This is a genomic window from Pseudomonas sp. S3_A03, from assembly GCF_054668275.1.
In genome coordinates this window covers 4,407,968-4,431,186 of record NZ_CP162753.1, presented here as the reverse complement: position 1 = coordinate 4,431,186, position 23,219 = coordinate 4,407,968, and the positions used below count along the sequence as shown (strand labels likewise).

The following is a 23,219-nucleotide window of genomic DNA, read 5'->3' as shown; positions in this document are numbered from 1 at the left end:
CCAGCGACGTTTAGCGAACGACGATACCGCGTGCCGCCATGTAGGCCTTGGCCTCGGGAACAGTGTATTCGCCAAAGTGGAAAATACTCGCCGCCAGCACCGCGCTGGCATGGCCTTCGATCACGCCATCGGCCAAATGCTGCAGGTTGCCGACGCCGCCGGACGCGATCACCGGAATGCCCAGCGCATCGCTGATGGCGCGGGTCACGCCCAGGTCGAAGCCATTTTTCATGCCGTCCTGGTCCATGCTGGTCAGCAGGATTTCCCCGGCGCCCAGGCCTTCCATCTTCATCGCCCACTCCACCGCGTCCAGGCCGGTGGGCTTGCGCCCGCCGTGGGTGAAGATCTCCCAGCGCGGGGTTTCACCCGGGCCCGAGACCTTCTTGGCGTCGATGGCCACCACGATGCATTGCGAGCCGAAGTGCTGCGCGGCTTCGCCGACGAATTCCGGGTTGAACACCGCGGCCGTGTTGATCGATACCTTGTCCGCGCCGGCGTTGAGCAGGTTGCGGATGTCTTGCACGGTGCGCACGCCGCCGCCCACGGTCAGCGGGATAAACACCTGGCTGGCCATGCGCTCGACGGTATGCAACGTGGTGTCGCGGCCGTCGACGCTGGCGGTGATGTCGAGAAAGGTAATCTCGTCGGCACCTTGCTCATCGTAGCGACGGGCGATTTCCACCGGGTCGCCGGCATCGCGGATGTTCTCGAACTTGACGCCCTTGACCACGCGACCGTTGTCGACGTCCAGGCAAGGGATGATGCGTTTGGCCAGCGCCATGGTCAGTCCTCAGCCGTTGTAGGCATCGCAGTAAGCCTGGGCCTCGGCGACATCCAGGGTCCCTTCGTAGATCGCCCGGCCGGTGATCGCGCCGATGATCCCTGGCGCCTTGGCGTCCAGCAGCGACTTGATGTCGCCCAGGTTGTGAATACCGCCGGACGCGATCACCGGGATCTTCGTCGCGGCCGCCAATGCGGCGGTGAACGGCACGTTGCAGCCCTGCATCATGCCGTCTTTGGCGATATCGGTATAAACGATGGCAGAGACGCCGTCGGCTTCGAACTGCTTGGCCAGGTCGATCACCTGCACGGTGCTGATTTCAGCCCAACCGTCGGTAGCGACGAAACCATCTTTAGCGTCCAGGCCGACGATCACTTTGCCCGGGAACGCGCGGCAGGCTTCGGCGACGAAGGCGGGGTCTTTCACGGCCTTGGTGCCGATGATCACGTAGCTCACGCCGGCCTTGACGTAATGCTCGATGGTTTCCAGGGAGCGGATACCGCCGCCGATCTGGATCGGCAGGTTCGGGTAACGCTTGGCGATCGCGGTGACCACCTCGCCATTGACCGGCTGGCCTTCGAAGGCGCCGTTCAAGTCCACCAGATGCAGACGACGGCAGCCCCCTTCCACCCATTTGGCAGCCATGCTCACCGGGTCATCGGAGAACACGGTGGAGTCTTCCATACGGCCTTGGCGCAGACGTACGCAGGCGCCGTCCTTGAGATCGATAGCGGGGATAATCAGCATCTGGCAAACCTTATTCGAAATTCAGCAATGCTTGGGAAATCAGGGTTTCTCAAGCGACCACAAGTCGCTTTCGATGCTTTCGAACCTTTCTTTAAGGAGCGTCTGCGTGTCGAAAATCGCCCTGTTGTAATAATGCGGCGCCACTTCGTGGGTGAACAATTCGAGAATCTCGGCGACCTCGAACGACCCCAACTTGAGTTCGAAGCGATCTTCCATGAAACGCTTGATCTTGAGGGTAGCCTCACTCTCCTGTTCGGGCGTGAGGCTCAAGATCGGCTGCTTCGGCTTCCTGGCCATTTACCAGCGCCCATCCCAGGCGGCGAAGTTCTGCAGCAATTGCAGGCCATGGGTATGGCTCTTCTCCGGGTGGAACTGCACGGCAAAACGCGAGCCTTCAGCCAGCGCTGCGGCGAAATCGACGCCGTAGTGCCCACCCCCCACCACCTGGCGCGGGTTACCGGCGGCGATGTAGTAGCTGTGCACGAAGTAGAAACGCGCCATGTCCGGAATGTCGTGCCACAGCGGGTGTTCCACGGTCTGGCTGACTTCGTTCCAGCCCATGTGCGGGACCTTCAGATGGGCGCCGTCTTCGTGCAGGTCCTTGCCGAAGAACTTCACCTGGCCGGGAAACAGGCCGATGCAGTCGACGCCGTCGTTCTCTTCACTGCGCTCGAGCAAGGCTTGCATGCCCACGCAAATGCCGAGGAACGGACGGTCCTGGCTGACTTCGCGCACCAGGCTGTCAAAGCCCAGGCGGCGGATCTCGGCCATGCAATCGCGAATCGCGCCAACCCCTGGGAACACCACACGGTCGGCTTCGCGGATCACCTTGGCATCGCTGGTGATCAGCACCTTGCCGGCCCCCACGTGTTCGAGGGCCTTGGCCACCGAGTGCAGGTTACCCATGCCGTAATCGATAACCGCGACCGTCTGCATTACAGAACGCCCTTGGTCGAGGGCATTTGCCCGGCCATGCGGTCATCCAGCTCGACGGCCATGCGCAATGCACGGCCAAAAGCCTTGAACACGGTTTCGATCTGGTGGTGGGTGTTGGTGCCGCGCAGGTTGTCGATGTGCAGGCTGACGAGTGCGTGGTTGACGAAACCCTGGAAAAACTCCTGGAACAGGTCGACGTCGAAGCCACCCACGGTGGCGCGGGTGTACGGCACATGCATCTGCAGGCCTGGGCGGCCGGAGAAGTCGATGACCACGCGCGACAGCGCTTCGTCCAGCGGGACATAGGCGTGGCCGTAGCGACGGATGCCTTTTTTGTCGCCGATGGCCTTGGCAAAGGCCTGGCCGAGCGTGATGCCCACGTCTTCCACCGTGTGGTGGTCGTCGATATGCAGGTCGCCCTTGCTGACGATATCCAGGTCGATCAGCCCGTGACGGGCGATCTGGTCCAGCATGTGCTCAAGAAAAGGTACACCGATATCAAATCGGGCCTTTCCGGTGCCATCCAGGTTGATCGAGGCTTTGATCTGGGTTTCCAGAGTGTCGCGCTCGACGGACGCCTTACGTTCGGCCATCACCAGCTCCGCAAAATCATTGGGCGAAAAAGGCAGCCATTATAGGGGCGCGGGCGCTAAACAGAAACATCGAAGGGGATAAGACTGATGGAGTGTCGGGGATAGACATGTGCGTACATGTGGGACCGACTTATGAAAACTTCGCACCTTCAATGTGAAAGGGGGCTTGCTCCCGATAGCGGTAGATCAGCCAGCAACTATGCGGCTGAGCCACCGTCATCGGGAGCAAGCCCCCTCCCACAAGGGTTTTGCAGTGTTAGTGGAACAGTACCGCCGTCTTCTGCAGGGTCACCCACACACCCCACGCCAACGGAATACCCACTACCAGCCAGGCGGCAATCGCCACCGGCTTGCTGCCGGCAGAGGCTTTCCACTCCAGCACGGTGGTGGCGTCAGCGCCTTTGTCATGGCCCAGCGCCTGTTCGGCGGCCAACTCGGCATCGGTCATGAAGTACTTGTCGGCCACCGGGCGCACCAGCAGGTTGCAGATAAAGCCCAGCACCAGCAAGCCGGCGAGGATGTACAAAGTGATGTCATAGGCCGCGGCGCGTTCAACGCCAATGCTCAATTGATATTCACGCAGGTAGTTCACCAATACCGGGCCCAGTACGCCCGCCGCTGCCCATGCGGTCAGCAGGCGGCCGTGGATCGCACCCACCATCTGCGTACCGAACAGGTCCGCCAGGTAGGCCGGAACGGTCGCAAAACCACCGCCGTACATCGACAGGATGATGCAGAACGCCGCCACGAACAGCGCCACGTTGCCCAGGTGCCCCAGGTTCGGGATCAGCGCGTACAGGGCAAAGCCCAGGGCGAAGAACACGAAGTAGGTGTTTTTGCGCCCCAGGTAGTCGGAGAACGACGCCCAGAAGAACCGGCCACCGATGTTGAACAGGCTCAGCAGGCCGGTGAAACCCGCCGCGATGGCGGCAATGGACGCAAGTTGCCCGGCGTCCAGTTGGCCGAACGGCACATCCACACCCAGCAACTTGCCGCCGAACACTTCCTGCAACAGCGGCGAAGCCATGCCGAGGATGCCGATACCGGCCGATACGTTCAGGCACAACACCAGCCATACCAAGCGGAATTGCGGGGTTTTCCATGCCACGTTCACATGCACGTGACGGTGAGTGATCATCGCGTTGCTGGCTTTTTTCGCCGGCGCGGTCCAGCCCTCAGGCTTCCAGCCGGTCGGCGGCACGCGGTAGGACAGTGCGCCGCCGATCATGAACACGAAGTAAATCGCGGCCATCACCAGGAAGCTCTGCCACACGCCCACGCCGCTCGGCGATGCGAAGTGGCCCATCAGCGCAGCCGCCAGGGGCGCGCCCACCATAGCGCCGCCGCCAAAGCCCATGATCGCCATGCCGGTGGCCATGCCGCGCTTGTCCGGGAACCACTTGATCAAAGTCGATACGGGCGAGATATAACCCAGGCCCAGGCCGATACCGCCGATCACGCCGGAACCGATCCACATCAGCCAGATCTGGTGGGTATAGATACCCAGCGCCGAGATCAGCAGGCCACCGCACCAGCACAGGGCCGATACCACACCGGCCTTACGCGGCCCGGCATGTTCCAGCCAGCCGCCCCAGATCGCCGCCGAGCAGCCCAGGAAGATGAAGAACAGGGTGTAGATCCAGCCCAGCATGGAGATGGGCCAGTCGCATTGGGACGAGAAGACTTGGGCGATAAAGCTCATGTCCGGCGCGCAGGCCAACGGCTTGGTGATGCCCAGCGCCTTGGACAGCGGCAGCCAGAACACCGAGAAACCGTAGGCCATGCCGATGCAGAGGTGGATGGCCAGGGCGGCCGGTGGAACCAGCCAGCGGTTGAACCCGGGCTTGGCGATAATGCGCTCCTTGGACAGGAACGCAGGCTGCTCGGCGGTGTGACCCGCCGCGGTGCTAGTGCTCATTGGTGTTTCCCCCAGTTATTAGTCGTTGTCCGTCAGGCGCTCTCTCCCTCGGCCTTGCACGCAAAGCGTGGCCGTTTTTGTTGAGTGAAGCTCCATTTTGGCGCGACGATAGGTCGCAGAAGGCGGACGAACGCGCAAAGATTAGCGTCAGAAAAACCAAAGTGATATCACTTTTATCGGAAATTTCGCTTTTATTGACGTCAAATTCCCGTTCTGGCCGCCGTGGATACAATGTAACGATCGGTGAACTGATGCAGGCCGTCGGGCGTTATACTCTGCGGCTAAATTTTGAAATCGACATACAAGGACTCGCCCATGAAAGCGTTCGGCAAAATCCTGGGTCTGGTACTTCTCGGGCTGTTGCTGATCATTGTGGCTCTTGGCTTTGCCCTGACCCACCTTTTCGATCCCAACGACTACAAAGAAGAGATTCGCCAGATTGCCCGCGACAAGGCCCACATCGAGCTGACGCTCAATGGCGATATCGGTTGGAGCCTGTTCCCCTGGCTCGGCCTTGAACTGCACGAAGCCAGCGTGGCCACCCTGACCGCCCCGACCCAACCTTTTGCAGACCTGCAAATGCTTGGCCTTTCGGTGCGTGTGCTGCCACTGCTGCGCCGCGAAGTGCAGATGAGCGACGTGCGTGTTGAAGGCCTGAACCTGCGCCTGAACCGCGACAAGCAAGGCCATGGCAACTGGGAAGACATCGGCAAGAACGTGCCCGCCGCAACGGCCGGCGCGCCCGCCCCGGCGGAACCGGCGGCTGAAACCAAACCCGAAAAACCCGCACAGCCTATCCGCCTGGACATCGACAGCCTGACCGTCAACAACGCTCGCATCGAATACAACGACGAGCAGACCGGCAAGCAGTTCAGCGCCGAAAGCATCCAACTGAGCGCCGGCGCCGTGCATGAAGGCGCGAGCATTCCGGTGAAACTCACCGCGTTCTTCGGCAGCAACCAGCCGGTGATGCGCGTCAAGACCGAGCTTAACGGCAACCTGCGCATCGAGCGTGCGCTCAAGCGCTACCAGTTCGAAGACATGCGCATCAGCGGCGAAGCCACCGGCGAGCCGTTGCAAGGCAAGACCGTGACCTTCTCCACCCAGGGTCAATTGCTGGTGGACCAGGCGGCCAATATCGCCGAATGGACCAACATGAAATTCTCGGCCAACCAGCTGCGCGCGCTGGGCGAACTGAAGGTCAACGACCTGGACAAAACCCCGCAGCTCAGCGGCGCCCTGTCCATTGCCCAGTTCGACCTGGCCAAGTTCCTCGACAGCGTCGGCAGCCCGTTGCCGGCGATGGCCGAGGGCAGCCTGAGCAAGGTAGAACTGGTCAGCCGCCTCAAGGGCACGCCCACCAGCCTGGCCCTGGAAGACCTGAACCTGAAACTCGACGGCAGCACCTTCACCGGCCGCATCGCCGTGGACGATTTCGCCAAGCAGGCGCTGCGCGTGCAGCTCAAGGGCGATACGTTCAACGCCGACAACTACCTGCCGGCCAAGTCCGAATCCGCCAAGGGCGCAACTGCCGCGCGCCAGGCCGAAGTGCAGAACAGCGAAGCCGGCGCCATGGCAGCCGGCGGCACTACACCGCTGCCGGAGGCACCGACCAAAGGCGCCTGGAGCACCGACAAACTGCTGCCTCTGGCGCACCTGCGCAAGCTGGACGTAGACGCCGACCTGGCCTTCGGCCAACTGACCCTGAGCAAACTGCCGATCCAGGACGCCGTGCTCAAAGCCTCCGGCATCGATGGCCAGCTCAAGCTCGACACCCTCAGCGGAGGCCTCTACAACGGCACCTTCCAGGCCAACGGCACCCTCGATGTGCGCCAGGACGTGCCGGTGTTGGCGCTGCAAAGCCGGATCAAGCAAGTACCGGTCGAACGCATCCTGCAAGCCCAGGGGCAAACGCCGCCGGTGAAAGGCCAGGTCACGCTCGACAGCAGCCTCACTGGCCGTGGCAATAGCCAGAAGGCCCTGATCGACAGCCTCAACGGCAGCGCCAGTGTTGTGATCAACAACGGCGTGCTGCTCAACGCCAACCTTGAACAGCAACTGTGCACCGGCATCGCCATGCTCAACCGCAAGACCCTGAGCGGCGAACAGCGCGGCAAAGACACGCCGTTCCAGGAGCTGAAGGGCAACCTGACTTTCCGTAACGGCGTGGCCAACAACCCCGACTTGAAAGTGCGCATCCCTGGCCTGGCGGTCAACGGCAACGGCGACGTCGACCTGCGCGTGCTGGGCATGGACTACCGCGTCGGCATCATCGTCGAAGGCGATCAGCGCGAAGTGCCCGACCCGGCCTGCGAGGTGGGCGCCAACTTCCGCGACATCGAAGTGCCGCTGCGCTGCCGTGGCCCGCTGGAACTGGGCGCCAAGGCCTGCCGCCTGGATAAGGACGGCTTGAGCCAGGTCGCAATCAAGGCGGCCGGCAACAAGCTCAGCGACAAGCTGGAAGAGAAGCTCGACAAGGTCAACCCACAGCTCAAAGATGCTTTGAAAGGCCTGTTCAAACGATGAGAAACGAGCAGTTTTCAACGGCGGTGCTGGACTGGTACGACCGCCACGGTCGCCACGACTTGCCCTGGCAACAGGGCATCACACCGTACCGGGTGTGGGTGTCGGAGATCATGCTGCAACAGACCCAGGTCAGCACCGTACTCAATTACTTCGACCGTTTCATGGCCTCGCTGCCAACGGTCCAAGCCCTGGCCGCCGCGCCGGAAGACGAAGTGCTGCACCTGTGGACCGGCCTGGGTTACTACACCCGGGCGCGCAACCTGCACAAGACCGCAAAAATAATCGTGGCCGAGTACGGCGGCGAGTTTCCCCGCGATGTAGAAAAGCTCACCGAATTACCCGGCATCGGCTTGTCCACCGCCGGCGCGATCGCCAGCCTGAGCATGGGCCTGCGCGCACCGATCCTCGACGGCAACGTCAAGCGCGTGCTGGCACGCTTTACCGCTCAAGAGGGTTACCCGGGCGAGCCCAAGGTGGCCAAACAGCTGTGGGCCACCGCAGAACGCTTCACGCCCCATGATCGCGTCAACGCCTACACCCAGGCGATGATGGACATGGGCGCCACGCTCTGCACCCGCAGCAAACCCAGTTGCCTGCTGTGCCCGCTGGAAAAAGGCTGCGAAGCGCATATGCTCGGCCTGGAGACGCGCTACCCGATCCCCAAGCCGCGCAAGACCGTCCCGCAGAAGCGCACATTGATGCCGATGCTGGCCAATGCCGAGGGCGAGATCCTGCTTTATCGTCGCCCGTCCACAGGCCTGTGGGGCGGTTTGTGGAGTTTGCCGGAGCTGGACGACCTGCACGATCTCGAACACCTGGCCAACCAACATGCGCTCGAACTGGGCAAGCATCTGGAACTGCCGGGGCTGGTTCACACCTTCAGCCATTTCCAACTGGCCATCGAACCCTGGCTGGTGCGGGTCGAGGAAACCGCCCACCACGTGGCCGAGGCCGACTGGCTCTGGTATAACCTCGCCACCCCGCCGCGCCTGGGCCTTGCCGCCCCGGTGAAAAAACTGCTGAAGCGCGCGGCCGACGTATTGAACGCAGGAGTTTCGTCATGACCCGCACCGTAATGTGCCGCAAGTACAAAGAAGAACTGCCAGCCCTGGAACGCCCGCCGTACCCAGGCGCCAAGGGCCAGGACATTTACGACCACGTCTCGGCCAAAGCCTGGGGTGACTGGTTGAAACACCAGACCCTGCTGATCAACGAAAAACGCCTGAACATGATGAACGCCGAAGACCGTAAATACCTGGCGGGCGAAATGGATAAGTTCTTTTCCGGCGAGGAATACGCCCAGGCCGAAGGTTACGTGCCACCTGCTCAATAATTGAGCAAAAACCGGGGTCGGCACGTAAGCGACGGTAATAATTAAATATTTTTTGAAAACTTGCTTGACGACCCCCTGAAAAACCCGTTTAATGCGCCCCGTTGCCCAGATAGCTCAGTCGGTAGAGCAGGGGATTGAAAATCCCCGTGTCGGCGGTTCGATTCCGTCTCTGGGCACCACTCATTAGTTTCAGGTGGTGCAAACGTCATCTGAAACACACAAGAAACCCGCCTAGTGCGGGTTTTTTGTTGCCTGGGATTTAACTTATCCGCGCACGGCGGCTGCGCGGCAGTGAATTCGCTTGCCGCGCGGTTAACGCACCCTCTTACTTACTCCAGCCGAAACACCAGCAATGGGTTGTCATTCAATCGCCCATTGAACGCCGGCGTCAGATACTCCAACGGTGTGCCCTTCAACAGCGCAGTCTCCTTGCGCGCCACAAGCACCCACGCCGGTCGGGGCACGGCTTCCAATCGGTCCAACTGATTGCCGCCGATAAACACCGGCTGCTCGTCGTGGTCCAGGTTCATCATGTAGCGCACCGCCCAGGTATCGCGACCGAGGTTGATAAACACCAAGGGGCCCGGTTGTGCCTTACGCAACGCCTCCACCTGGCCAACAAACACGCGGGTGTCGAACTGCAGATCCTTGGCCGGCTCCACCACACTCACCAGCAGCAGCCATTGCGCCGTTAATGCGATCAAGCTGAGCCACACCAATCGCCCGGCCCGGCGCCAGGCGATCAGCACCGCCCCTTGCAGTACCACCAGCGCTCCCACCAACATCAGCAACGAAACATCAGGCCAGTAACCGTGCTTCTGCCACCCATGCCGGCACACAAAAACCACGATCACGCATAACGCCGGTAGCGCCACGACAAGGCCTTCATAGCAGCGGCGCACACCCACGAACGCGCCTTGCGCCCGAAGCAGCCCATAGGCGGCGACAGCGGCAAACATTGGAACCATGGGCAGGATGTAATAAGCACGTTTGAAGTGCGGCACCGACAAACCGAGCAAGATCATCAAGCCACAGGCGCCAAGCCTTGCCACCAACTGCACCTCGGCATCGACGTGTCGCACAGACCAGCGATGACGCAACGCAACCAACGTGGCCAATGCCAGCGGCACCACGGGGAAATAGCGATACAGACTCAACTGAAAGTAGAAGTAGAACGGCTCGCCGCTTTCATCCAGCCGCCCAGCCACTTGCATCCTGAACACTTCGTCGGCAAAGGCGTCGCCACCGCTGATACGCGCCAGCTTCACCAGCAGCCACCAACAGAGCGCCAGCAATACCAGGCCGACGATGCCGTGGGCCAGCACCTGCCTGACGCGCTCCCCCGGCTTGCCCAGCGCCCAATACACACACACCACGCCACAGACCTCGATCAACCCCAATGGCCCGCGCACGGCAAACCCGAGGATGAACAGCGGGAACACCATCAACTGCCTTAGCCGCGAGCCCAAGCGTTCGCCACTGTGCAGCAGGTAAAAGCTGCCGACACAGAGCAAAGCCACCATCTGGTCCAGGCACACCGAGCGCGACTTCTCCAGCAGTTGCGTCGTCAGCAAGGTCAGCAGCACGCTGAGCAGCGCCCACTGCCGATTCGACGGGACCAACAAGCGATAGATCAGGGCAATGACGCCGGCGGACGCCAGGGCGGTGGGCAATACGTTCGCCAGATGATTGGGCGCGCCGAACCAGCGGGCAAATACAAAGCTGAAGAAGGTCGCGGTGCCAGGGTAATCCGCGTAGGGCTGGCCGTAGGTCGTGGGGAAAAAACTTGCGCCATGGCGAAACATTTCTTGCAGGAACAGCGCCCAACGCCCATCGAACCCCTGGGGCTGTTGGTCCCAGATGCCCCAGGTGAACAGCAGCAAGGCAAACATAAAGATGCCCAGGGACTCCAGGCGAAAACGGTTGCGGTGATCCATCGGTAGACCTGTCAGGTGGGAAGCGCCGACTCATGGTGCCGAGGGCACCCCTGAATAGCGCCTGAACAAACCCCAACATTCACGCGATTATCGATTTGCAGGCCACACCACGGCAGGAACGAGGCGAACGTAGATCAACTCGGCAACCAATTCGATCAAGGTCTGCAGGATTACCGCCGTGGCCGCCAGCCCGCGTACGTCTTCGGGCAGGGCCAGCGCCAGGGGTAATACCACCAGGGAATTACGCGTCGACGCGCTGAACGTCACCGCACGCGCCGTGATCGCAGGCAATGCACACAGCCGCGAAGCCAGAACTCCCATCCACGGCGCCAGCAGCGCAAAGCCCAGGTAGACCGGAATCACCGGCACCAACAGCTCGATATCCCGCACCACCGAGGTGATCTGCGAACCGATCACCACGAACAGCACCAACGCCATGGCCGGCACCGGCAGCCAGGCCCATGCACCGCTCCAAGCGCTGACGACCGAAGAGCGCCGCGCCACGGACGCCGTCAACACCGCCAGAATCATAGGCAGCACGATCAACCCCACAAACGCCTGCACAAACGGCCCCGCCACCACCACCCCTTCGGACTGCGCCCCCAGCATCACCCCCAGGTACACCGGCAACAACGCCAACTGCAGCAACAACAGCACCGGCGTGGCCGCCAACATCAACCGCGAATCGCCCTTGCCGATGTGGGTGAACACCACCACGTAGTCGATGCACGGCGTCAGCAACACCAGCAACGCCCCCACCAACAGCGCCGGACGCTCTACCAGGCCACGGGTCAATGCCCACACCAGCAGCGGCACAAAAATGAAATTGGCCAGCAACAACGCCGACAGGAAGCGCTTGTTGCTCAAGCCTGCACGCAGGTCCAGAAAGGGAATTTGCAGGAACATCGCGTACATCAGTATCGCGATGGCGGGCGTGATCCATTCGTTGAGACTGTGAGCCCATGAAGGCGCGAGCAGGCCAAAGACGGCAGCCAGGAGGACGGTGACGAAATAGAGGGGGATCTGGTGGTGTTCGAGGGCGTCGCGGGTCATGAGTGAGGCTCTGGCGTGTCGCAAAAGCGTGAGCTTATGTGCCTACCGAGCGGTGGTCGAGCAATAACCCGCAGAGGCCACGAGACGAAACACACCCGCAAGCCCTTGGGATTTGCTCCGACCTGCGCTTCAATACGCCACCCAGATCCTTAAACCCAGGACGTAAGCCCATGGCCTCGCCGAACAAGCAGCAAAAACGTGCCCAGCGGGCAAAGACCAAGGCCAAGCAAAACCGCACCCAACGCGCCGTCGCGGCCAAGCCGGATGCATTCGAGGGCGACGACAGCCGCATCGACCTTGAGTCGGTGGATTTGACCGAGTTGTTCGTGCAGATGCGCGACGCCGGCCAGAACAGCCAGCAGGCGCTGTGCGCCGCGTTCCTGAGCCACCCGCTGTTGGCGCTGGTGCTGGAGCAGGAAGGCGAAGAAGAAGCCACCGACTTTATTCTGGCGGCGCTGATCGAGTATCGGCAGTGGGCCACAGACAGCGATGATGAAGCGGCCGCCCTGGCGTGGATTGAATCGCCAGCGTTCCAGGCGGACTACGTGGCGGCGTCCCAGGCGCTGGTGACTTCCCAAGACTGACACCAAACAAAATGTGGGAAGAGGCTTGCCCCCTCCCACACGTGACCGCATGCATTCAGCTAAGTACCGCGGCACCCGCTCGCTGTGCCTTGCGACGGCTCGATACGAACAGCCCCGCCATCACCACCAGCACGCTCAAAATCCCGGTCGCGATGATCTCGACCCGGTGCGCCTCCTGGAACAGCATGATGGTCAGCGTCCCCACGATAAACACCATCACCGCGTAGGTCAGGCCAGGGAACAGCCACATCTTGAAGACGATCTTCTCGCCCGCCGCCATGCGTTTCTGGCGCATGCGCAGTTGCGACACCGCGATCACCAGGTACACCAGCAACGCGATGGCACCGGAGCTGGCCAGCAGGAACTCGAACACCGCCGCCGGTGCCACGTAGTTGGCGAACACCGCCAGGAATGCCGCGCCGGTGGACAACATCACCGCCCAGTAAGGCGTGCCGCTTTTATTGGTGCGCTTGGACACCGCCGGTGCATCACCGCGTCGCCCCAGGGAAAACAGCATGCGCGAAGCGGTGTACAGCGCCGAGTTCAGGCAACTGGTCACGGCAACCAACACCACCAGGTCGACGATCAGCTTGGCATTCGGGATACCCATGCGCTCCAGCACGGTCTGGTACGAACCCACCGCCGCCAGGGTCGGATCGTTCCACGGCACTAGGGATACGACGATGAAGATCGACAGCAGATAGAACAAGCCAATCCGCCAGATCACCGAGTTGGTGGCCTTGGTAATTTGCTGGCCTGGGTTTTTCGACTCAGCCGCTGCAATGGTGACGATCTCGGTGCCCATGAACGAGAACATAGTGGTGAGGATGGCCGCCAATACCGCGCCCATGCCGTTAGGCATAAAGCCTTGCGTATCGAACAAGTGCGACACGCCGCTGACCTGGCTGGTAGGCAGGAAGCCGAAAATCGCCGCCAGGCCGAGGATCACAAAACCCACGATCGCTACGACCTTGATCAACGCAAACCAGAACTCGAACTCGCCATAGTTCTTCACGCTGAACAAATTGGTCACCGTCAGCAACAACGTGATGACCAAGGTAAAGGCCCAGATGGCCACATCGGGGAACCAGGCATGCAGGATGGTGGCGGCGGCGTTGGCTTCCAACGGAATCACCAGCACCCAGAACCACCAGTACAGCCAACCAATGGTGAACCCGGCCCAATGACCGATCGCACGGTCGGCATAGGTGGAGAACGAACCGGTATCCGGTGACGCCACGGCCATTTCGGCCAGCATGCGCATGACCAAGACCACCAGCGTACCCGCAGCGGCATAGGCCAGCAGTACGGCAGGGCCGGCGGCGGCAATCGCGTGGCCGGAGCCGACAAACAGGCCGGCGCCAATAACGCCGGCAATCGACAGCATGGTGACGTGACGCGGTTTGAGCCCCTGTTCGAGGTCATTGGAGCTTTGCGTACTACTCATTGACACACCTTTGCGAGGAATTGCGAAAACGGTCCGCCCGGCCTGGACTCCTCCTCGTGAAAAGAAACCAACAGGGCGTTCTTTATTTTTTACGCAAGATTTGCGCCAAAATGTTACAAAGCCCCCATTGGCGCGGGCTGCAAGAGATTTCAACAGTCATCGCAAGTCATTGAGAACAATGGCATTTCGCTATAGCGTTACCGTGCGACCCACATCCAACGTGCACACGCGCACCAAAACCACACACAGCAAGCGCGTGACGCCCCATAAAAGAGCCCAGGGCGACCGTTTGCCCGTTTAACCCTTCCAACACCCGGCCAAAGCTGGCACCATCGCGCCCTTTTTTACGCGAAGCCTGCGGCTTTTCAGGTTCAAACGGTTGTTCGGTTGTTGATGGCGCGACACCCTGCTGTGCCGATGCGACAACCTGCCGCACACCGTCTGTTTACCGTCCGCGCCGCTGTTGGTGTCATCCAAACGCTATGCTAGCTTGGCGCCTCGCCAGGAAGGCCCCCAACAGCGCAGATCGCAATGAACACAAAAGGTACGCACATGGCCGAGGCCACGCCCGCGCTTGAAATCCGCAACTTGCATAAACGCTATGGTGAGCTGGAGGTACTCAAAGGTATCTCGCTCACCGCTCGCGACGGCGATGTGATCTCGATCCTGGGTTCCTCCGGTTCCGGCAAGTCCACATTCCTGCGCTGCATCAATCTGCTGGAAAACCCGCACCAGGGCGAAATCCTGGTGGCCGGCGAAGCACTCAAGCTCAAGGCCGCGAAGAACGGCGAGCTGATGGCCGCCGATGGCAGGCAGATCAATCGCCTGCGCAGCGAAATCGGTTTTGTGTTTCAGAATTTTAACCTGTGGCCGCACATGAGCATCCTCGACAACATCATCGAGGCGCCCCGCCGTGTGCTCGGCCAGAGTAAGGCCGAGGCAATAGAAGTGGCCGAAGCCTTGCTGGACAAGGTCGGTATCGCCGACAAGCGCCACGCCTACCCGGCGCAATTGTCCGGTGGCCAGCAGCAACGGGCAGCCATCGCGCGCACCCTGGCCATGCAACCCAAGGTCATCCTGTTCGACGAGCCCACTTCCGCCCTTGACCCGGAAATGGTTCAGGAAGTACTTAATGTGATCCGCGCGCTGGCCGAGGAAGGCCGCACCATGCTGCTGGTCACCCACGAAATGGGCTTCGCCCGTCAGGTCTCCAGTGAAGTGGTGTTTCTGCACCAAGGCCTGATCGAAGAGCAAGGATCGCCACAGCAGGTGTTTGAAAACCCGCTTTCGGCGCGCTGCAAACAATTCATGTCCAGCAACCGCTAACGGAGCAACATGCATGCAGAACTATAAAAAATTCCTTCTGGCTGCGGCCGTCTCGATGGCGTTCAGCGCCACGGCCATGGCAGAAACCTTGAAAATGGGGATCGAAGCGGCCTACCCGCCCTTCAACAATAAAGACGCCAGCGGCAACGTCGTGGGCTTCGACAAAGACATTGGCGACGCCCTGTGCGCCAAAATGAAAGTCGAGAAGTGCGAAGTGTATGTCTCCGACTGGGACGGCATCATCCCGGCCCTGAATGCCAAGAAGTTCGACTTTCTGGTGTCTTCGCTGTCGATCACCGATGAACGCAAGCAGGCCGTTGACTTTACCGACCCGTACTACTCCAACAAGCTGCAGTTCATCGCGCCTAAAGCCACTGCCGACTTCAAGACCGACGCCGGCTACCTCAAGGGCAAAGTCATCGGTGCACAGCGCGCGACCCTGGCCGGTAGCTACCTGGAAGACAAGCTGCCGGACACCGAAGCCAAACTGTACGACACCCAGGAAAACGCCTACCTGGACCTGACTTCTGGCCGCCTCGACGGCATCCTCGCCGACAAGTACGTGCAATACGAATGGCTCAAGAGCAAAGACGGTTCCGCCTACGAGTTCAAGGGCGACCCGGTTGTAGAGAGCGACAAGATCGGTATCGCCGTACGCAAGGGCGACCCGCTGCGCGAGCGCCTGAACAAAGCCCTGGCAGAGATCAAGGCAGACGGCACCTATAAGAAGATCAACGACAAGTACTTCCCGTTCAGCATCGAATGATCTGAGCGACCTGACCGGCGCGCTCCCTTGAGCGCGCCGGCTTTATGCAATGCCTGCCGCGATATGAAAACACCATGAATCTCGATCTTTACGGATTCGGCCCCGCGCTTGCCGCCGGCGCGCTGATGACCGTCAAACTGGCGCTCACGGCCCTGTGCCTGGGGTTGCTACTGGGCCTTGCCGGAGCCTTGGCCAAGACTTCGCCGTACAAGCCGCTGCAATGGCTGGGCGGTACTTATTCGACCATCGTTCGCGGCGTGCCGGAGCTGTTGTGGGTGTTGCTGATTTACTTCGGCACCATCAACGCCATGCGCGGGCTGGGTGAATGGCTCGGCATTCCCGACTTGTCGCTCAGCGCCTTCGCCGCTGGCGTGATCGCGCTGGGCCTGTGTTTCGGCGCCTACGCCACAGAAGTGCTACGCGGTGCGATCATCTCGATCCCCAAAGGCCACCGAGAAGCCGGCGTGGCGTTGGGCCTGTCGAAGTCGCGCATTTTCACCCGGCTGATCATGCCGCAGATGTGGCGTATCGCCCTGCCGGGGCTGGGCAACCTGTTCCTGATCCTGATGAAGGACACCGCGCTGGTCACGGTCATCGGCCTGGAAGAAATCATGCGCCATGCGCAAATCGCCGTCACCGTCACCAAACAGCCGTTCACCTTCTACATGGTCGCCGCGCTCATCTACCTGGGCCTCACATCCTTGTCGATGGTGGCGATGCACTTGCTGGAAAACCGCGCCGCACGCGGCTTCGTGAGGACGACGTAATGGAATGGGAAGTCATCCTTAAGTGGCTGCCGAAGTTTATCCAGGGCGCCGTGCTGACCCTTGAACTGGTCGGCATCGCCGTGGTTCTCGGCCTTATCCTGGCCATCCCGCTGGGTATCGCGCGCTCTTCCAAGCGCTGGTACGTGCGCTCGCTGCCTTATGCCTACATCTTTTTCTTCCGCGGTACGCCGCTGCTGGTGCAGTTGTTCCTGGTCTACTACGGCCTGGCCCAATTCGACAGCATCCGCTCCAGCTTCATGTGGAAGTACCTGCGCGACCCGTTCTGGTGTGCCACCGCCACCATGACCCTGCACACGGCCGCTTATATCGCCGAGATCCTGCGCGGCGCCATCCAGGCCATCCCGCCTGGAGAAATCGAAGCGGCTCGCGCCCTGGGCATGTCCCGGCCCAAGACGCTGTTCTATATCATCCTGCCCCGCGCCGCCCGCATCGGGTTGCCGGCCTACAGCAACGAAGTGATCCTGATGCTCAAGGCCAGCTCGCTGGCGAGCACCGTGACCTTGCTGGAACTGACCGGCATGGCCCGCACGATCATTGCGCGCAATTACCTGACCGTGGAAATGTTCTTCACTGCCGGCGTGTTCTATCTCTTGATCTCCTACCTGTTGGTACAAGGCTTCAAACTGCTGGAACGCTGGCTGCGCGTCGATGCCTGCCAGGGACGTTGAAACACGCTTCAGAGCGCTGGATGCGTTCCTGACCGAGCATCAAGGGCTGTGGCGACCACGGCCCTTTACGCATCAACGGTTGCCTTGGGAAAGCGAACTGCCCGAACTCGCCCAATGGTTGCGCCAACGCACCTTGGCCGATGCCGAAACCAGCCACAACCACCCTCATGAAGTGCCCGCGCCCGCGCCTTTCGCTGCATTGGCCGCCGAGGCCGTGCGCCTCAGCGCTGTGGATAAGTTACCGGCGCAGCGCTTGCCACCCGCCGCGCATCGCCTGAGCGTCGACGTACCGGGCCGCAAATGGCAACAGATCGAAGCCTTCGGCGCGGCCCTTCATTTTGCGCAAACGCCAACCCACTGGCTGGACTGGTGCGCCGGCAAAGGCCACCTTGGCCGGCGACTGCTGTGCACCGGCCAGCAACTGACCTGCCTGGAACATGACCCGGCCTTGATCGCGGCCGGCCAAGCCTTGAGCGACCACCATCGACTGACCGTTACCCATCGCCTGCAAGATGTGATGGCGCACGTGGTGCTCAACGCGGAGCACACGCCAGTCGCCCTGCACGCCTGCGGCGACCTGCACGTGCGCCTGTTGCAACTGGCCAGCGCCGCCGGCTGCAAGCAACTGGCAGTGGCACCCTGCTGCTATAACCGCATCAATACACCCACCTACCAGCCACTTTGCGCAGCAGGCCGTGCCTCAACCCTGCGACTGTCGATCGACGACCTCGGGCTGCCCCTCAGCGAAACCGTCACCGCAGGCAAACGCGTGCGCCAGCAACGCGACACGTCGATGGCCCGCCGCCTGGCGTTCGATCAGTTGCAACGCCAGATACGCGGCTGCGATGAGTACCTGCCCACCCCTTCGCTGCCCGCCAGTTGGCTGGCCAAGCCCTTTGCCGATTACTGCCAGGCATTGGCCGACCTCAAAGGGTTATCCACAGGGAAACAGCAGTGGGCCGCGGTGGAGGCCGATGGCTGGCGGCGCCTCGCCGAAGTCAGAAACCTGGAATTGCTGCGTGGGCTGTTTCGGCGCCCGCTGGAGCTGTGGCTGGTACTGGATCGGGCACTGTTTCTGCGCGAACGCGGCTACAGGGTTGAGGTAGGCAGCTTCTGCGATCCGGCATTGACGCCGCGCAACTTGATGGTGCTTGCCGAGCGCGATTAAAGGGCAAAATTGTCGCATGCCAACCTGTGGATAACTCTGTTGATGAATTCTTTACGGAGCCTGTAGCCACCTGCGCTAACGGCCAAAACCCACTTTGTTCATTTTTTGTTCATCTCATAAAACGCACGTAAAACAGGCAGTTGCAGCGGGATGAGAACGGCTCCACAAAACGGCTGAGCCATGAGCCCCTCACCAACCAATTGTGTATAAGCATCCGGCGTTACGCTTATAAACCGCGTTTACGCGGTGCTTTTGCGGGTGACCAATAACCGGCAAAGGTCGCCGATATCGTCACGCGCAGGGCTTGGCGCCTTGCTATCGAGCGGGTCCCTCGCAAAGGCCAGGGCTTCGCTGAACACCGGGTCGCGATGCACGACCGCCAAGGGGTATTCACTGCGGCGCAACTTGAAGGCATCGAGCATTCCCAGGTTGAACGTCGAGTGCTCATCCAGCTGATTGATCACAAAGTGACATCGAGGTGCGGGCTCTCGCTCAAGATGGGGGGCCAACAGCGCGTCCAGTTGATCCAACGTGCCGAGGCACGCCGCATTGGGCTGGGCGACGACCAGCACGATGTCGGCCACGCTCAGTGCTTGATGAAGGTAAACGTTGTTGCCAGCGGGTGTATCGATGATCACCGTATGCGCTTCGCTCAACGCCAATGCCGACAGGTGCCGCACCAGCCATTGCGGCTCACGCGCGAGCCAGCGCTGCAGGTTTTCTTTCTGCGGGGTATCGGTATCGCCAAAAGGCAGCACTTGGCAACCGGAGAACCCCGCCTGCAGGAGGGTCGCCCAGGGCGTCTTGAGCAGGCTGCCGCCGCCCACGCCGGCGCGCTCATGGACGACTCCAAAGTGTTGGCGCAAGGCGTTCTGGGGGTCCAGGTCCAATGCCACTACCGACTTACCCATGCGCCGCAAGCCGCTGCTCAACGCCGTGGCGAGGGTACTGCGGCCAACGCCACCATTGACGGATATCAACGCCACCACGGTCGGGCGCAGCGCAATGGGTTGAGGGTTGTGGGGTGTGTCATTGACGTAGGACGGCTGCGCGCCAAAGCGCTGGCCCTCTTTTTGGTTTACACGGGTGCCATCATCGAATGGCAGAGTGCCAAAAAAATGCACGCGCGGTTTTTTGCCCCTGGGATCACGGGCGACGCGCTTGCCGGGCAAGGCAAACAGGTCATCGGTGCGACTCATGGCCGGGCCTCCTTCACGGCGCCCGATAAAGACCTGAGAAGTCGGTAAAACAAGGCTTTACCGCAAGTCTTTTTGTAAGCGCCGATGGGATACATTCTGTGACAGCGGGGGACGAGTGTCATTATTTTGATGAAATAGCCACAACCCTTTCAGACGAGCGGAAATTGGCCAATTTACTGACGCACCCTTGATGCCTTCAAGCACCGATGATTTCATCGTGCCATTGTTTTTTAGCCGCTATCACCGCACCATTGCCCCATCTTCAATGCTGCAAGCTCTGGTAATCGCAGTGGCGATACGCTTTAAACTTCCGCGAATTCTGTACGGTTTCGCCATCACTGTATTGCTGGGTGGCGGCCTGCTCGGCGACTTGCTCGCGGACTGGGATTTCAGCCAGATCAGCCGTCGCGCCGAAACACTGTATGGGGCACTCGGCCCCGGCCGCCAGCGTATCGATGCCTGGCAACAATTGCTGTCGACACAAAAGCAGGTCAGCGAGAGCGAGCAGCTCAAAGTGGTCAACCTGTTCTTCAACCGCCAGTTGCGCTACGAGGAAGACATCGACCTGTGGCACGAAGTGGATTATTGGGCCACCCCCATTCAATCCCTCTGGAAAGGCGCTGGCGATTGTGAAGACTATGCCATCGCCAAATACTTCAGCCTGCGGCACTTGGGTGTGCCGGCCGAAAAGCTGCGCATCACCTACGTCAAGGCCTTGCGCCAGAACCGTGCGCATATGGTGCTGACGTATTATGCAAGCCCCGAAGCCATGCCCTTGGTGCTGGACAGCCTGATGGACCCCATCCTGCCGGCCAGCCAACGCACCGACCTGCTGCCCGTTTATGCGTTCAACGGCGAAGGGTTGTGGCTGACCGGCGCGGCGGGCAACAAAAAAGTCGGTGACACCAAGCGCCTGTCACGCTGGCAGGATGTCTTGAAAAAAATGACCGCTGAAGGGTTTCCGGCCAGTTCGGATAATTAACAGGAGCTACGATGTCACTGTTCAAACAATTGCTGATCGCTATCTGCGTGTTCCTGGTGGTCGCGTTCAGCGGTAGCTTCATGGTCAGCCTGGAAAGCTCGCGTACACAGTACGTCAACCAACTGCGCTCCCATGCCCAGGACGCGGCCACCGCACTGGCGCTGTCGCTGACCCCGAACATTGATGACCCGGCGATGACCGAGCTGATGGTCAGTTCGATCTTTGACAGTGGCTATTACGCGAGCATCCGTGTGATAGACCTGAGCAATAACCAGGTGCTGGTGGAGCGGGCCGCCGAACCGGATGCCAGCGGCGTGCCCGCCTGGTTCGTGAAGATGATCGGCCTGGCGCCGGCCGGTGGCGATGCCATCGTCAGTCGTGGCTGGCAGCAGGCGGCACGGGTTGAAGTGGTCAGCCACCCGATGTTTGCACTGGCCAAGCTGTGGCAGAGCGCGCTGGGCAGCCTGGGCTGGTTGTTGGTGTGCGGCGCCGTGAGCGCGGTATTGGGCGCGCTGTTGCTGCGCCGTCAACTGAAGCCGCTGGACTATATGGTCGAGCAGTCGCACGCCATCGCCCGTCGCGAGTTCCTGAGCTTGCCCGACCTGCCTCGCACCCCGGAGCTGCGGCGGGTGGTGCAGGCCATGAACCAGATGGTGGAGAAGCTCAAGGCGCTGTTCCATGAGCAGACCGAGCGTAGCGAGAAACTGCGTGTGGAGTCTTACCAAGACAGCCTGACGGGCCTGGCGAACCGTCGCTATTTCGAGATGCAACTGCAGTCTCGCGTCAGCAACCTGGAGGAGCCCAGTTCAGGTTACCTGCTGATATTGCGGGTCAATGACTTGAGCGGCCTCAACCAACGTCTTGGCGGGCAACGCACCGACCAACTGCTGCAAGCCGTCAGCCAGCAACTGGTGCGCACCTGCGCCAAATACCCGGAAACTCAAAACCTGATTACCCGCAGCCGTGGCGGCGAGTTCGCGGTCCTTGCCCCGGGCCTGGTACGTGATGAAGCGCTGCAACTGGCCCAGGATCTGGAAAGCACCCTGCAAAGCCTGCACGAAACGGGAGCCACCGACATGTCGGCCGTGGCTTATATCGGGCTGGCGCCGTACAACCCTGGCGATGCCTCAGCCGACCTGTTGATGCTGGCCGACCAAGCGCTGGCCCAGGCTGAAGCCGGCAGCGGCCCCACCTGGGTCTGCCTGGAACGCCAGGCGCCCGGCACCGTCAGCGATGACCCGCACAACTGGCACACCTTGCTCGACAACGCCCTGAACCAGGGTCGCTTCCGCTTGTTTTTCCAACCGGTGGTCAGCAGCCGTGACACCCAGCAAGTGCTGCACTACAAGGTACTTTCACGCCTGCTCGACAGTCAGGACCAGACCATTGCGGCAGGCCATTTTCTGCCCTGGCTGGAGCGCTTCGGCTGGACGGCGCGGCTCGATCAACTGATGCTCGACCTGGTGATCAAACACCTCACGCAACACAACCAATCGGTGGCGTTGAACCTCTCGGCCGCCACCTTGAACGACCCGCAAGCGTTGGAGCGGGTGTTCGAACGCCTGGCCCAACACCCCGCACTGGGGCCGCGCCTGACGCTGGAAATCGGCGAAGAGCAAGTGCCCGAACAAACCCAATTGGAGCGCCTCACCCGACGCATGCGCAGCCTGGGCTACAGCCTGGGCCTGCAACGTTTCGGCGGGCGTTTCAGCATGATCGGCAACCTGGCGAACCTGGGCCTGGCGTACCTGAAGGTCGACGGCAGCTACATCCGTGCCATTGATCAGGAAAGCCACAAGCGCTTTTTTATCGAGGCGATCCAGCGCGCCGCCCACAGCATTGATCTGCCGTTGATTGCCGAGCGGGTGGAAACCGAGGGTGAATTGCGGGTGATCCGCGAGATGGGTATTGAAGGCGTGCAAGGCCAACTGGTCGGTGAGCCGGCGCCTTGGAAGTGACGCACTGACCGCTCACGCCTCCTTGACGGTCAACCCGTGAAGGAGGTGCGCAGCGTCAGATCAAGCCGGTTTCATCGTCATTGATCAGCTCGCTCAAGCCGCCCAATGTCGCCCTCGCCTTGGTACGCTCCAAAAACTTAGCCTGTGCCGCCGGCGGCAAGTCAGTGATGCTCATCACGTTCTTGGTGATCAGCACCTGGATCAAGTCATCAAGCACGCGGATCATCTCAAGGTCGCTTTGCCTGAGATGCTTGAGGCTGTTGTCCACCGCATCATCGGCAAACCACGCCAGAATCTCGTGATGGTCGGCCTCCAGTGTCTCGGTGGCCCCGGCGAAGGCATCCGCCTCGACGCGAACCAAAGCGTTCTGTTGATCGCGTTGCACGTAGAACATTAACGTTCTCCCAATAAAAAAATCCCTGCAGGCCCCAAGCAGGTGCCCTCGCAGAGATTACACAGATTTTCCCGACGCTGATGCCCATGCAGCGCCAATCCTTGAAGATTGGCGC

At 61.0% G+C, this 23,219-nt stretch carries 22 protein-coding genes and 1 tRNA gene; 12 read left to right on the top strand and 11 right to left on the bottom strand.

The window, feature by feature from the left end:
* Positions 1–10: 10 nt before the first annotated feature.
* The 6 genes from hisF to AB4O25_RS20255 all read right to left on the bottom strand — a co-directional run bounded on the left by hisF (position 11) and on the right by AB4O25_RS20255 (position 4,975).
* Positions 11–781, bottom strand: coding sequence for an imidazole glycerol phosphate synthase subunit HisF (hisF, locus tag AB4O25_RS20280; RefSeq protein WP_003171107.1), 771 nt, complete (start codon positions 779–781; stop codon positions 11–13).
* Positions 782–790: 9 nt separating this feature from the next.
* Positions 791–1,528 (bottom strand): 1-(5-phosphoribosyl)-5-[(5-phosphoribosylamino)methylideneamino]imidazole-4-carboxamide isomerase, encoded by a 738-nt coding sequence (hisA, locus tag AB4O25_RS20275; RefSeq protein WP_003187784.1) that lies wholly within the window; start codon positions 1,526–1,528, stop codon positions 791–793.
* Positions 1,529–1,567: 39 nt separating this feature from the next.
* Positions 1,568–1,825, bottom strand: a complete 258-nt coding sequence (locus tag AB4O25_RS20270; RefSeq protein ID WP_017529557.1) for a DUF2164 domain-containing protein — start codon at positions 1,823–1,825, stop codon at positions 1,568–1,570.
* Positions 1,826–2,464, bottom strand: a complete 639-nt coding sequence (hisH, locus tag AB4O25_RS20265) for an imidazole glycerol phosphate synthase subunit HisH (protein ID WP_017529558.1) — start codon at positions 2,462–2,464, stop codon at positions 1,826–1,828.
* Positions 2,464–3,057, bottom strand: a complete 594-nt coding sequence (gene hisB / locus AB4O25_RS20260) for an imidazoleglycerol-phosphate dehydratase HisB (protein ID WP_003218037.1) — start codon at positions 3,055–3,057, stop codon at positions 2,464–2,466. Before hisB ends, hisH begins: the two co-directional genes overlap by 1 nt.
* A 256-nt stretch (positions 3,058–3,313) precedes the next feature.
* Positions 3,314–4,975: an OFA family MFS transporter gene (locus tag AB4O25_RS20255; protein WP_065879516.1), complete on the bottom strand. Its 1,662-nt coding sequence runs from the start codon at positions 4,973–4,975 to the stop codon at positions 3,314–3,316.
* Positions 4,976–5,290: 315 nt separating this feature from the next.
* Between AB4O25_RS20255 and AB4O25_RS20250 the strand changes: the two genes are divergently transcribed.
* From AB4O25_RS20250 to AB4O25_RS20235, 4 genes are all read left to right on the top strand, one after another.
* Positions 5,291–7,501: an AsmA family protein gene (locus tag AB4O25_RS20250; RefSeq protein WP_017529560.1), complete on the top strand. Its 2,211-nt coding sequence runs from the start codon at positions 5,291–5,293 to the stop codon at positions 7,499–7,501.
* The gene (gene mutY, locus AB4O25_RS20245; protein WP_017529561.1) at positions 7,498–8,565 is read left to right on the top strand and encodes an A/G-specific adenine glycosylase; all 1,068 of its coding nucleotides are present in this window, start codon (positions 7,498–7,500) and stop codon (positions 8,563–8,565) included. Before AB4O25_RS20250 ends, mutY begins: the two co-directional genes overlap by 4 nt.
* On the top strand, positions 8,562–8,834 hold the full coding sequence (locus tag AB4O25_RS20240) for an oxidative damage protection protein (protein WP_017529562.1): 273 nt from the start codon (positions 8,562–8,564) through the stop codon (positions 8,832–8,834). The genes mutY and AB4O25_RS20240 overlap by 4 nt, the downstream gene beginning before the upstream one ends.
* Positions 8,835–8,937: 103 nt before the next feature.
* Positions 8,938–9,013: transfer RNA gene (locus AB4O25_RS20235), tRNA-Phe, on the top strand.
* Between the two features lie 150 nt (positions 9,014–9,163).
* Here the strand turns inward: AB4O25_RS20235 and AB4O25_RS20230 are convergent.
* Positions 9,164–10,771 (bottom strand): ArnT family glycosyltransferase, encoded by a 1,608-nt coding sequence (locus AB4O25_RS20230; protein ID WP_460149926.1) that lies wholly within the window; start codon positions 10,769–10,771, stop codon positions 9,164–9,166.
* Between the two features lie 87 nt (positions 10,772–10,858).
* Entirely contained in the window at positions 10,859–11,824 is a 966-nt protein-coding gene (locus AB4O25_RS20225; protein ID WP_460149925.1) for an arsenic resistance protein, read from the bottom strand.
* Positions 11,825–11,994: 170 nt separating this feature from the next.
* On the opposite strand from AB4O25_RS20225, the gene AB4O25_RS20220 reads away from it, so the two are divergent.
* Entirely contained in the window at positions 11,995–12,408 is a 414-nt protein-coding gene (locus AB4O25_RS20220) for a hypothetical protein (RefSeq protein ID WP_065879521.1), read from the top strand.
* A 55-nt stretch (positions 12,409–12,463) separates the two neighbouring features.
* Here AB4O25_RS20220 and gabP read toward each other — a convergent pair whose 3' ends face one another.
* Positions 12,464–13,855, bottom strand: a complete 1,392-nt coding sequence (gabP, locus tag AB4O25_RS20215; protein ID WP_068936934.1) for a GABA permease — start codon at positions 13,853–13,855, stop codon at positions 12,464–12,466.
* Between the two features lie 552 nt (positions 13,856–14,407).
* Here gabP and AB4O25_RS20210 point away from each other — a divergent pair.
* The 5 genes from AB4O25_RS20210 to AB4O25_RS20190 all read left to right on the top strand — a co-directional run bounded on the left by AB4O25_RS20210 (position 14,408) and on the right by AB4O25_RS20190 (position 18,571).
* Positions 14,408–15,181: an ABC transporter ATP-binding protein gene (locus AB4O25_RS20210; protein ID WP_017529567.1), complete on the top strand. Its 774-nt coding sequence runs from the start codon at positions 14,408–14,410 to the stop codon at positions 15,179–15,181.
* A gap of 13 nt (positions 15,182–15,194) precedes the next feature.
* On the top strand, positions 15,195–15,947 hold the full coding sequence (locus tag AB4O25_RS20205) for an ABC transporter substrate-binding protein (RefSeq protein ID WP_017529568.1): 753 nt from the start codon (positions 15,195–15,197) through the stop codon (positions 15,945–15,947).
* Between the two features lie 74 nt (positions 15,948–16,021).
* Positions 16,022–16,714, top strand: a complete 693-nt coding sequence (locus AB4O25_RS20200; RefSeq protein ID WP_026067402.1) for an ABC transporter permease — start codon at positions 16,022–16,024, stop codon at positions 16,712–16,714.
* On the top strand, positions 16,714–17,403 hold the full coding sequence (locus AB4O25_RS20195) for an ABC transporter permease (protein ID WP_017529570.1): 690 nt from the start codon (positions 16,714–16,716) through the stop codon (positions 17,401–17,403). The genes AB4O25_RS20200 and AB4O25_RS20195 overlap by 1 nt, the downstream gene beginning before the upstream one ends.
* Positions 17,384–18,571: a methyltransferase gene (locus tag AB4O25_RS20190; RefSeq protein ID WP_135196351.1), complete on the top strand. Its 1,188-nt coding sequence runs from the start codon at positions 17,384–17,386 to the stop codon at positions 18,569–18,571. The genes AB4O25_RS20195 and AB4O25_RS20190 overlap by 20 nt, the downstream gene beginning before the upstream one ends.
* Positions 18,572–18,810: 239 nt before the next feature.
* On the opposite strand, the gene bcsQ is transcribed toward AB4O25_RS20190, so the two are convergent.
* Positions 18,811–19,770 (bottom strand): cellulose biosynthesis protein BcsQ, encoded by a 960-nt coding sequence (gene bcsQ / locus AB4O25_RS20185; protein WP_460149924.1) that lies wholly within the window; start codon positions 19,768–19,770, stop codon positions 18,811–18,813.
* Positions 19,771–20,035: 265 nt separating this feature from the next.
* On the opposite strand from bcsQ, the gene lapG reads away from it, so the two are divergent.
* Both lapG and lapD read left to right on the top strand, forming a co-directional pair.
* The gene (lapG, locus tag AB4O25_RS20180; protein ID WP_032883508.1) at positions 20,036–20,752 is read left to right on the top strand and encodes a cysteine protease LapG; all 717 of its coding nucleotides are present in this window, start codon (positions 20,036–20,038) and stop codon (positions 20,750–20,752) included.
* An 11-nt stretch (positions 20,753–20,763) separates the two neighbouring features.
* The gene (gene lapD, locus AB4O25_RS20175; protein ID WP_017529574.1) at positions 20,764–22,710 is read left to right on the top strand and encodes a cyclic di-GMP receptor LapD; all 1,947 of its coding nucleotides are present in this window, start codon (positions 20,764–20,766) and stop codon (positions 22,708–22,710) included.
* A gap of 55 nt (positions 22,711–22,765) precedes the next feature.
* Here lapD and AB4O25_RS20170 read toward each other — a convergent pair whose 3' ends face one another.
* Complete coding sequence (locus AB4O25_RS20170; protein WP_065879524.1) at positions 22,766–23,104, bottom strand: tryptophan synthase subunit beta; 339 nt, start codon at positions 23,102–23,104, stop codon at positions 22,766–22,768.
* Positions 23,105–23,219 lie beyond the last annotated feature (115 nt).

Excerpts from the sequence above, each read along its gene's own strand:
- AB4O25_RS20190 (WP_135196351.1), top strand. The coding sequence starts at position 17,384 with ATGCCTGCCAGGGACGTTGAAACACGCTTCAGAGCGCTGGATGCGTTC.
- AB4O25_RS20200 (WP_026067402.1), top strand. The coding sequence starts at position 16,022 with ATGAATCTCGATCTTTACGGATTCGGCCCCGCGCTTGCCGCCGGCGCG.
- hisH (WP_017529558.1), bottom strand. The coding sequence starts at position 2,464 with ATGCAGACGGTCGCGGTTATCGATTACGGCATGGGTAACCTGCACTCG.
- AB4O25_RS20170 (WP_065879524.1), bottom strand. The coding sequence starts at position 23,104 with ATGTTCTACGTGCAACGCGATCAACAGAACGCTTTGGTTCGCGTCGAG.
- AB4O25_RS20240 (WP_017529562.1), top strand. The coding sequence starts at position 8,562 with ATGACCCGCACCGTAATGTGCCGCAAGTACAAAGAAGAACTGCCAGCC.
- AB4O25_RS20250 (WP_017529560.1), top strand. The coding sequence starts at position 5,291 with ATGAAAGCGTTCGGCAAAATCCTGGGTCTGGTACTTCTCGGGCTGTTG.
- AB4O25_RS20205 (WP_017529568.1), top strand. The coding sequence starts at position 15,195 with ATGCAGAACTATAAAAAATTCCTTCTGGCTGCGGCCGTCTCGATGGCG.
- hisA (WP_003187784.1), bottom strand. The coding sequence starts at position 1,528 with ATGCTGATTATCCCCGCTATCGATCTCAAGGACGGCGCCTGCGTACGT.
- mutY (WP_017529561.1), top strand. The coding sequence starts at position 7,498 with ATGAGAAACGAGCAGTTTTCAACGGCGGTGCTGGACTGGTACGACCGC.
- hisF (WP_003171107.1), bottom strand. The coding sequence starts at position 781 with ATGGCGCTGGCCAAACGCATCATCCCTTGCCTGGACGTCGACAACGGT.
- lapG (WP_032883508.1), top strand. The coding sequence starts at position 20,036 with ATGCTGCAAGCTCTGGTAATCGCAGTGGCGATACGCTTTAAACTTCCG.
- AB4O25_RS20195 (WP_017529570.1), top strand. The coding sequence starts at position 16,714 with ATGGAATGGGAAGTCATCCTTAAGTGGCTGCCGAAGTTTATCCAGGGC.
- bcsQ (WP_460149924.1), bottom strand. The coding sequence starts at position 19,770 with ATGAGTCGCACCGATGACCTGTTTGCCTTGCCCGGCAAGCGCGTCGCC.
- AB4O25_RS20255 (WP_065879516.1), bottom strand. The coding sequence starts at position 4,975 with ATGAGCACTAGCACCGCGGCGGGTCACACCGCCGAGCAGCCTGCGTTC.
- AB4O25_RS20230 (WP_460149926.1), bottom strand. The coding sequence starts at position 10,771 with ATGGATCACCGCAACCGTTTTCGCCTGGAGTCCCTGGGCATCTTTATG.
- AB4O25_RS20270 (WP_017529557.1), bottom strand. The coding sequence starts at position 1,825 with ATGGCCAGGAAGCCGAAGCAGCCGATCTTGAGCCTCACGCCCGAACAG.
- AB4O25_RS20225 (WP_460149925.1), bottom strand. The coding sequence starts at position 11,824 with ATGACCCGCGACGCCCTCGAACACCACCAGATCCCCCTCTATTTCGTC.
- AB4O25_RS20210 (WP_017529567.1), top strand. The coding sequence starts at position 14,408 with ATGGCCGAGGCCACGCCCGCGCTTGAAATCCGCAACTTGCATAAACGC.
- hisB (WP_003218037.1), bottom strand. The coding sequence starts at position 3,057 with ATGGCCGAACGTAAGGCGTCCGTCGAGCGCGACACTCTGGAAACCCAG.
- lapD (WP_017529574.1), top strand. The coding sequence starts at position 20,764 with ATGTCACTGTTCAAACAATTGCTGATCGCTATCTGCGTGTTCCTGGTG.
- AB4O25_RS20220 (WP_065879521.1), top strand. The coding sequence starts at position 11,995 with ATGGCCTCGCCGAACAAGCAGCAAAAACGTGCCCAGCGGGCAAAGACC.
- gabP (WP_068936934.1), bottom strand. The coding sequence starts at position 13,855 with ATGAGTAGTACGCAAAGCTCCAATGACCTCGAACAGGGGCTCAAACCG.